The 8,758-nt window shown below is 41.3% G+C and carries 9 protein-coding genes and 7 tRNA genes; 13 read left to right on the forward strand and 3 right to left on the reverse strand.

What is annotated here, in order from left to right; all coding sequences use genetic code 11:
- The first annotated feature begins 45 nt into the window (after positions 1-45).
- The 3 genes from H5090_RS19285 to H5090_RS19295 are packed head-to-tail and all read left to right on the forward strand — an operon-like array spanning position 46 to position 1,572.
- Entirely contained in the window at positions 46-366 is a 321-nt protein-coding gene (locus H5090_RS19285) for a YqcC family protein (RefSeq protein WP_007586013.1), read from the forward strand.
- A complete protein-coding gene (gene truC / locus H5090_RS19290; protein WP_182696504.1) occupies positions 359-1,123 on the forward strand; it encodes a tRNA pseudouridine(65) synthase TruC in 765 nt (254 codons plus the stop codon). Before H5090_RS19285 ends, truC begins: the two co-directional genes overlap by 8 nt.
- On the forward strand, positions 1,123-1,572 hold the full coding sequence (locus H5090_RS19295; protein ID WP_010553680.1) for a flavodoxin: 450 nt from the start codon (positions 1,123-1,125) through the stop codon (positions 1,570-1,572). The genes truC and H5090_RS19295 overlap by 1 nt, the downstream gene beginning before the upstream one ends.
- A 69-nt stretch (positions 1,573-1,641) precedes the next feature.
- Here H5090_RS19295 and H5090_RS19300 read toward each other — a convergent pair whose 3' ends face one another.
- Both H5090_RS19300 and gloB read right to left on the reverse strand, forming a co-directional pair.
- Complete coding sequence (locus H5090_RS19300) at positions 1,642-3,222, reverse strand: LysM peptidoglycan-binding domain-containing protein (RefSeq protein ID WP_149602939.1); 1,581 nt, start codon at positions 3,220-3,222, stop codon at positions 1,642-1,644.
- 155 nt (positions 3,223-3,377) lie between these two features.
- Positions 3,378-4,151, reverse strand: a complete 774-nt coding sequence (gene gloB, locus H5090_RS19305; RefSeq protein ID WP_182696505.1) for a hydroxyacylglutathione hydrolase — start codon at positions 4,149-4,151, stop codon at positions 3,378-3,380.
- Positions 4,152-4,204: 53 nt separating this feature from the next.
- Here gloB and H5090_RS19310 point away from each other — a divergent pair, with 53 nt between their 5' ends.
- A complete protein-coding gene (locus H5090_RS19310; RefSeq protein ID WP_002963022.1) occupies positions 4,205-4,990 on the forward strand; it encodes a class I SAM-dependent methyltransferase in 786 nt (261 codons plus the stop codon).
- Positions 4,991-5,153: 163 nt separating this feature from the next.
- Here the strand turns inward: H5090_RS19310 and rnhA are convergent, their stop codons facing one another.
- Complete coding sequence (rnhA, locus tag H5090_RS19315) at positions 5,154-5,618, reverse strand: ribonuclease HI (RefSeq protein WP_182696506.1); 465 nt, start codon at positions 5,616-5,618, stop codon at positions 5,154-5,156.
- Positions 5,619-5,686: 68 nt separating this feature from the next.
- Between rnhA and dnaQ the strand changes: the two genes are divergently transcribed.
- The 9 genes from dnaQ (at position 5,687) to H5090_RS19360 (ending at position 8,644) form a co-directional block, all read left to right on the forward strand.
- A complete protein-coding gene (gene dnaQ, locus H5090_RS19320) occupies positions 5,687-6,400 on the forward strand; it encodes a DNA polymerase III subunit epsilon (protein ID WP_182694170.1) in 714 nt (237 codons plus the stop codon).
- Positions 6,401-6,409: 9 nt separating this feature from the next.
- Entirely contained in the window at positions 6,410-7,780 is a 1,371-nt protein-coding gene (locus tag H5090_RS19325) for a TIGR03503 family protein (protein WP_182696507.1), read from the forward strand.
- Between the two features lie 97 nt (positions 7,781-7,877).
- A tRNA-Asp gene (locus tag H5090_RS19330) sits at positions 7,878-7,954 on the forward strand.
- Between the two features lie 27 nt (positions 7,955-7,981).
- Positions 7,982-8,058 (forward strand) — tRNA-Asp (locus tag H5090_RS19335).
- A 41-nt stretch (positions 8,059-8,099) separates the two neighbouring features.
- Positions 8,100-8,176, forward strand: a tRNA-Asp gene (locus tag H5090_RS19340).
- Between the two features lie 31 nt (positions 8,177-8,207).
- Positions 8,208-8,284, forward strand: a tRNA-Asp gene (locus tag H5090_RS19345).
- 38 nt (positions 8,285-8,322) lie between these two features.
- A tRNA-Asp gene (locus H5090_RS19350) sits at positions 8,323-8,399 on the forward strand.
- 37 nt (positions 8,400-8,436) lie between these two features.
- Positions 8,437-8,513: transfer RNA gene (locus H5090_RS19355), tRNA-Asp, on the forward strand.
- 54 nt (positions 8,514-8,567) lie between these two features.
- Positions 8,568-8,644: transfer RNA gene (locus H5090_RS19360), tRNA-Asp, on the forward strand.
- Positions 8,645-8,758: the final 114 nt, after the last annotated feature.

The following is an 8,758-nucleotide window of genomic DNA, read 5'->3' on the forward strand; positions in this document are numbered from 1 at the left end:
AGGGAACAGGGTATAATTGCATTACATATATAAAAGAGGGTGGTTATGTACCAGCAAACCCAAACTTATTTAGTGCAGCTAACGGCACTTTTACAAAAACACGCGCTTTGGCAAAGTGAGCCAATAGACGCTGATGCACTGCTTTCAAATACTCCTTTTTGTCACGATACAATCGCATTTGAGCAGTGGTTACAATTTGTATTTATTGAAAAAATACAGCAATTAATAACACATAAGCAACCACTGCCACGTAATTTTGCTATTGCCCCTATGGCGCAAATGACACTTGTGAATAAAGCAGGGAGCGATGAAATAATTGAATTACTAACAGCCCTTGATACCTTTTTAGGAGAACCAAATGAGTGAGCGTCCAGCGCCTATTGAATATGGCGAGCTGACTATTTTGTATCAAGATGAAAACTATGTGGCTATAAATAAGCCTTCAGGTTTATTAGTGCATCGCTCGTTTTTAGATAAACACGAAACCCAGTTTGCTATGCAAATGTTGCGCGACCAGCTAAGGCAACATGTATTTCCAGTACATAGGCTCGATAGACCTACGTCGGGCGTATTGCTGTTCGCACTGAGCTCTGAAGCAGCTCGCGATATGAACCAGCTATTTATTGAAGGCACCATTGCTAAGCGCTATTTGGCCTTAGTGCGCGGCTTTGCGCCAGAATCAGTATTTTTAGATAAACCGCTTAAAGAAGAACTTGATAAAATAGCCGATAAGTTTGCAGATCAAGATAAAGCACCGCAAGAAGCGCAAACCCAGTTTAATTGCTTGCACCAAGCTGCATTGCCTATTCCTATAGGTAAGTATCCAACAGTGCGTTACTCGTTAGTTGAGTGTTTTCCAAAAACCGGGCGAAAGCATCAAATTCGCAGACACTTAAAGCACTTATCACTGCCTATCATTGGTGATGTAAATCATGGTGATAACCAGCATAATCAATTTTTTAGAGAGCATTTTGAGCTAAGACGCTTAATGTTATTTGCAACAGAGCTTAGTTTTATGCACCCTTATAGTAATGAATCAATAACAATTAAAGCGCCACTAGGTGAAGACATGCTTGAAATATGTAAGCAGCTAGGTTGGCCAGAGCAAGAAAAGGATTATTAATGGCACATATTAGTATTTTTGTAGGCAGCGTTAATGGCGGTGCAGAGCGTTTAAGCGATGAAGTTGCAGCCACAATAGAGCAAGCGGGTCATACTGCTACAGTAATTACAGAAGCATCGCTTGATGATATAAAAAATGCATCGCATATTTTAATTGTTACCTCCACAACAGGCCAAGGTGATGTACCGAGTAATTTGGCCGGATTGTACTTTGCAATGAATAGCACTTTCCCAATGCTTACCGATAAACCGTTTGGTGTAATTGCAATGGGTGACAGATGTTACGGCGATACATTTTGTGGCGCAGGGCGAAGCTTTGACGAGCTACTTCGTGATTTACAAGCAAAGCCTGTGGGCAACCGCCTAGAAATAGATGCATGTGAAGATTTTGAACCGTGGCCGGTAACCGAGCCTTGGTTAAAAGTATGGCTAGAAAAACTACCTGCTTAATCCTTTAATTTTAAAGTATTAAAAAAGGAGCGCATGCGCTCCTTTTAACTTTTAATATAGTTTTATAAATTAACTACTTCTGACATCTACTTTAAGTTTTAGCTTTTGGCCAGGTTGTAAGTATTTTTGACCGGCTAAATTATTCCACTTAATAATTTCGTTAACGCTTAGATTAAACTTAGACGCAATACGTGCAAGTGAGTCACCACGGCGTACTTTGTATGTAATAGTACGGTTGGTACTTGCCGTTGCTTGTGGTTTATTAGCTGACTTATAAACAGTAAGTTTTTGATTTAGGCGCAGTACAGAGTTTTTCTTTAGCTTATTCCATTTAGCCAACTCATCCATAGTTACGTCATATTCGCGGCTAATGTCCCATAACGTGTCGCCACTTTTAACTGTGTGCGAAAGCTTTGTGCGAGTTGCTTTATTAGCAGCTAAGCGCATCTGCTTTGGTAAATGTTCGCTATTTATAGCGCCATCAGTAAGCGGGACTAATAATTCTTGGCCTACTTTAATCGTATTTGATTTGAGTTTATTAAGCGATCGGATTGCACTTGAGCTCGTTGTAAACTTTTTGGCAATTACTGATAAGCTGTCGCCTCGAGCCACAATATAACGTTGCCAGCGTAATCTGTTTTTAACATCAGTGTTTGCTAGTTTTTGGCTAAATTGCTCTGCTTTATCTACTGGCAGTAATAAAGAATGTGGGCCATTAGGATCAGTTGCCCAGCGGTTAAAACCAGGGTTTAATCTGTATAGCTCAGTAAGCGTCATATCGGCCATATCAGCAGCAAGTGCTAAATCTATTTGCGAGCCAACATCAACCACTTCAACCACTTGTGCATTAATTACTGGTTGCCATGTAACGTTAAAATCATCTGAGCGTTTTAATAAATCGGCAAGTGCTAATAACTTTGGTACGTAGGCTGTTGTTTCGCTAGGTAAATCAAGAGACCAAAAATCGGTAGGTAAATGCTTTTTACGATTCTTTTTAATCGCGCGCATCAAGCGCCCTTCACCCGAGTTGTAAGCAGCAATCGCATTTAGCCAATCGCCTTCAAGTGTTTTATGTAAATACGATAAGTAGTCAAGTGCTGCGCGAGTCGACTGCACTATGTCGCGACGACCGTCGTACCACCAGTTTTGTTTTAAATCGAATCGCTCACCGGTTGCAGGCATAAACTGCCAAATGCCCGATGCGCTGCGATTAGAATAACCAAACGGGTCAAATGCGCTTTCTACAATAGGCAGTAGTGCAATTTCGATTGGCATTTCGCGCTTTTCTACTTCTTCAACAATAAAGTGTAAGTAAGGTTCTGCACGTTTAGAAATACGATCTAAATAGGCTTGGTGGCGAGCGTAATAATTACGTTCAGTAACAACAGGGCGGTTTTGCGGTATTTCGATAGAAAGTTGGTAGCGAATTCGCTCCCACACATCATCAAACACGGGCGCTTCTTGCTCATCAGAGTCAACTTGCTGATATTGTGCGTTTACCATCAATGCATTGTTAATGTCGTTAGGACTTGCGCCTTCGAGTTGTTGGTTTGCTTGCGTGGCAACTTGAGAGTCTGACTCTAATGTTGTCACAGTTTGACAACCACTTAGCGCTAACGCCAAGGCTACTAATAGGGGAGATTTATTCATAAATACCAATACATCGGGTAAAAAACTCGGCGAATACTACCTGTTATGAGTTAACATTGCCACTTAATGACTTTTTAAAACGCAGAAATAGAATCATCACTATATCTTAAGTTGATGATTCTAATGTAATAAATATTAAAGTATTAGTTTTTGCATTAAAAATTGTCTTTGAACTGTCTCAGACTCGCAAAGTTTCCCCAAGGTTCATTGTTTTTTGTAACCGAGATAAATTTCTCTGGCACTAACTCTATAATGGTTGGCAAATCGCTACGCATAAATGGATTTATTTTTAGCTCCTGTCCAATAGAGGTCGGTAGAGAAATTTGATTATTACTGCGTAATTCATCTACTTTTTTACTGTACGCAAGGAGTTCTGGGTTGCGTGGTTCAACTGCTTCGGCAAAGGCAAGATTAGCTTGCGTGTATTCGTGCGTGCAATAAACAACACAGCTTGCATGCAGCTCTCTTAGTTTATTAAAAGATTTCCACATTTGCTCTGGCGTGCCTTCAAATAAGCGCCCACATCCGCCGCTAAATAATGTATCGCCTGTGAAAGCAAGTTCATCATTTGTGTAACAAATATGATCAAGCGTGTGCCCAGGAGTTGCTAAAATAGTAAAGTTAATATTAAGCACACTGATGCTTTGTCCATCAGTGAGTGCGTGAGTGACGCCTTTAAATGGACTATTTGCAGGGCCATAAACCGATATATCTGGATAGGCGTCAACTAATTCAGCTACGCCATCAGTGTGGTCGTAGTGATGATGCGTAATTAAAATGCCACCAAGCGTTAGTTTGTGCTCAGCTAAGTACGTTAATACGGGATGTGCTTGGCCTGGATCGACTACCCATGCTTGGTTACTGTTATCGGTAGTTAAACACCAAATGTAATTATCAGAAAAGGCTTTAATTGCTTTGACTTGCACCATGGTAAATTGCTCTATAAAGTGACACTTATCGCATAGTATAACGAGCTCAAAAAATGAAACCAGCCCTTAGTTTTCAAGAAGGACCCAAACCACTGTCGTGGCAGCAGTTTCCTCATGGGGATTATTTACGCACAGATATTGAACGTAAAATGGAGCAATGGCTTCCGCGTATGTTTGGCTATCATATGCTTAAGTTGGGTAATTTAAGTGGCGAATTAAACACAAGTATAAGTACGATTAAACACCAAGTGTGTGTTGCAGAGCCTGGGCCTTACACTGGGGTAGTTGCTGACATAGATGAATTGCCATTTTACGAGCACAGTATTGATGCTTGTATACTAAGCCACTGCTTAGAGTATCATTCAGACCCACATCACATTTTACGAGAAGCACATCGCACGCTTATTCCGGGCGGTTATATACTAGTGACTGGTTTTAATCCGTTTAGTTTGTGTGGGCTTGCACAAATGCTGCCTTTTAGTGGTCAGAAGTTACCATGGACGGGGCGCTTTTTTACCCCTGCGAGGGTTAAAGATTGGCTAAATTTATTGGGTTTTGAAATTGTAAGTGACGAACGTTTTATTTATTCATCACTGGCAAGAGGTAACAGGTTATCAAGATTTGAGTTTTGGCGGACTTTTGCAAAACAGTATTTAAAACCAATGGGCAGTGTTTATATGCTGGTGGCACGAAAAAGAGTTGCGCCACTTACGCCGATAAAACCTAAGTGGCATGCTAGGCCGCAGTTTGCACCAGTAAAAGGGGCAGGGCTTAGACAAACGTCAAAGCAACACTTTAAATCGTGCGAGCAAAAAAATAATACCAATTGCATTAAATAAGTGATCTATCATAGCGCTAAGAAAATAGCACATTAACAAGGCGAAAATTGTGACATATAGTTGTTCTATATGAATAATTTTTAACGCAGTTAGTGAGTTATTTAATGCGATAGAATGAACATGTTTTTAATAAAATTGGTATAACAACTAGCTTAGAATAAATTTAAGGCTGGTAGCCTACATCTTCTAGTAAATCTTTACTGCCAGCGGCATCGCGCGCTAAATCGTCAACTATTTCGTTGTATTTATTGCCGCTATGCCCTTTAACCCACTTCCAAGTTACATTGTGCTCGCTACAGGTTTTATCTAAGCGTTTCCATAAATCGACGTTTTTAACCGGCTTTTTAGCTGATGTTAACCAGCCACGTTTTTTCCAGTTAGTGATCCACGATTCAATGCCTTGCTTAACATATTGGCTATCGGTTGTTAGGTTTACATCGCATTCTCGAGTGAGTGATTCTAGGGCTACAATAGCCGCGAGCATTTCCATTCGGTTATTTGTTGTGAGTTTATAACCTTGGCTCATTTCTTTTTCGTGGCCGTTATAAATCATAAAAATACCATAACCGCCGGGGCCTGGATTACCTAAACATGAGCCGTCGGTGTAAATCTCTACGGTTTTTTGCACTGTTTTACCTTGATCTTATGTACAATAAAGTGATTATAGAAAGATACCAGAATCAGGCTAAATTCGATATGGCACGTAGACAAATAGTTTTAGATACAGAAACCACCGGCATCGACCCTAAACAAGGGCACCGTATTATAGAAATTGGGTGTGTGGAGTTAGTAAATCGCCGTTTAACAGGCAATAACTTTCACGTTTATATAAACCCACAACGCCCAAGCGAAGAAGAAGCAATCGACGTTCACGGTATCACTAACGAATTTTTACGTGATAAACCGTTATTTCATCAAATTGCCCAAGAGTTTTTCGACTATATTGAAGGGGCAGAGTTAGTTATTCATAACGCGCCGTTCGATATTGGCCATATGGATAATGAATTTGCACTACTTAATCAGGGCTATCCTAAAACAGAGACTTTTTGTCAAGTTCTCGACACGCTTAAAATGGCGCGTGACTTGCATCCAGGTCAAAAGAACAATCTTGATGCATTATGTCGTCGTTACGATGTAGATAACGCAAAGCGAACACTTCACGGCGCGCTACTGGATTCTGAAATTTTAGCCGATGTTTACCTTGCCATGACGGGTGGTCAAACAAAGCTGAATTTGAATCAAAACAAAGATGACGGCAGCGAGCAACAGAAAGGCGGTATAAAGCGTTTAAATAGCGATAGAGCCCCATTAGTTGTATTGCGAGCAAGCGACGCTGAGCAAAGCGCACACGAAGCACGATTAGATCTTGTAAACAAAGAAGGCGGCCAATGTATATGGCGCGCAGAATAAGGCGATTTAATGAAAACGATGTATTTTGTAACAGCGTTATGTGCCGCTAGTTTATTTACTGGCAATGCATATGGCGTAAAACAAGTAGAAGTGCTCAAGCGCGATGGGCATCAAAATGAGATCCCTTTACTTGATAATCGTTTTCGCATAGATAGCAAAATAGATGAAATAACACTGCTGTTTTTTAGAAAATCAGGTGCACCTGCTGTTATTTTAGTGCGGCCCGATGGCAGTAAGTACTTTGCTACTGACTCAGTTAAAAACCCTAACTTAGATTGGTTTGACGAACTCAGCTACGATTTAGTTACCATAAAAAAACCTATGGCGGGTCCTTGGCAAGTAATAGGCAGTATTTTACCCGACAGCAGAATAGTTGTATTAGGCGAAATATCTCTTGAGGCAGAGCCTCTTCCTTCAATGTTGTTTAGAGGGGAGACAATAAAAATCACTGGCAAAATACTAAACGACGGTGAGCCAATTAATACAAACCTATTTAGAGATGTTGTGAGCCTTAATGTTGACTTTGTAAGTACCAACAATGAAAACTTTGCTAACTTTGGCGCAGGCATTCAAGAAGTCGCTGAATTTAAAGACGATGGACGTGGATTTGATGAGCGCCCTAAAGATGGTGTGTTTACTGGCGAGTTTACTTTAGATTTCCCAGCGGGTGAATGGACACCAGAGCTTTACGTGGCAACACCTCTGCTGCAGCGTCGCATTGTGCAAAATACAATAGAAGTGCACGAGCCGCCTTTTATAACCGAAGTCGCGTTAGCAGAACAAGACACAGACGAGCATCTGTTAACTATAAATATAGACCCAAGTATTGTTAAGCCAGAGACAGTCATCATCCAGGGAAAAATCTACTATCCCAATAACGAAGAGCAAATGTTTACCATAGATGCTGCAGCTAAAGACTCACGTCAGCTTAGTGTTAAAAATTATGATTGGGGTAGATATAGTGTTGAACTGTCTGTTTTTGGCACTAATATTAATGGCCGTGAATTTATGGCAACGCTACCAACGTATAAATTTGAGATAGAACGACCCATAGAAGCGGTGCCCGAAATTGATTCGGCAACAATTATTACGCCAGATAAAATGATTGAGAGTGAGCCTGTTGAAGAAAAAATGGCCACATCGGCAATTATTAGTTTAATTGTAGGCTGCAATACGCTCATTTTATTACTCGGTTGGTTGTTAATTCGTATATTTGTTCAGAAAAAACCGATTAAATTTAAAGTGAAGCTGCCTTTTTTAAAGAAAAAGAAAACAAGTGAAAGTGGTGTTGCCGACACAGAAAAAAATCAAGTCGGTAAAAATGGCTCAAAAAATGACAGATCAGGTGAAATTTTAAACCTTTCGATGACAGATGACTAAAAAACCTATAAAAAAACAAAAAAGCCCTTGACGAAATAGGGGTTGGTTCGTATTATTCACGCCGCTGTCAGGGAGACCTAAACAGCAACGAAAATATGGAGTGGTAGTTCAGTTGGTTAGAATACCGGCCTGTCACGCCGGGGGTCGCGGGTTCGAGTCCCGTCCACTCCGCCATTTTCGTAAAACTTGTAAGTAAAAGCTGGAGTGGTAGTTCAGTTGGTTAGAATACCGGCCTGTCACGCCGGGGGTCGCGGGTTCGAGTCCCGTCCACTCCGCCAACACTTACACAACGTATGGTTGTAAAACATATTCTTATTATGGAGTGGTAGTTCAGTTGGTTAGAATACCGGCCTGTCACGCCGGGGGTCGCGGGTTCGAGTCCCGTCCACTCCGCCAATAAGAAAAAATAACAGTTTAAATATGCGCTGGAGTGGTAGTTCAGTTGGTTAGAATACCGGCCTGTCACGCCGGGGGTCGCGGGTTCGAGTCCCGTCCACTCCGCCAACTATTTAAACAATGTTATATTACAAAATTTGTATGCTGGAGTGGTAGTTCAGTTGGTTAGAATACCGGCCTGTCACGCCGGGGGTCGCGGGTTCGAGTCCCGTCCACTCCGCCAACAAATTAAGTAATAACAAGTATAATGATATCTCTGCGGAGTGGTAGTTCAGTTGGTTAGAATACCGGCCTGTCACGCCGGGGGTCGCGGGTTCGAGTCCCGTCCACTCCGCCATTTGATATCATGATTAAAATTTGTAAGTGCATTACCCCATGCACATACCACTGCGGAGTGGTAGTTCAGTTGGTTAGAATACCGGCCTGTCACGCCGGGGGTCGCGGGTTCGAGTCCCGTCCACTCCGCCACTTGTTATTTCCTCAATAACAAGTTTAAAAATCCTTGATTAAATGATTTAGTAAAACATTCTTTGGCTATCAGCTATCAGCTATCAGCTATCAGCTATCAGCTATCAGCTATCA

Source organism: Pseudoalteromonas sp. SR43-5, from assembly GCF_014163835.1.
Taxonomy (GTDB): Bacteria; Pseudomonadota; Gammaproteobacteria; order Enterobacterales; family Alteromonadaceae; genus Pseudoalteromonas; species Pseudoalteromonas distincta.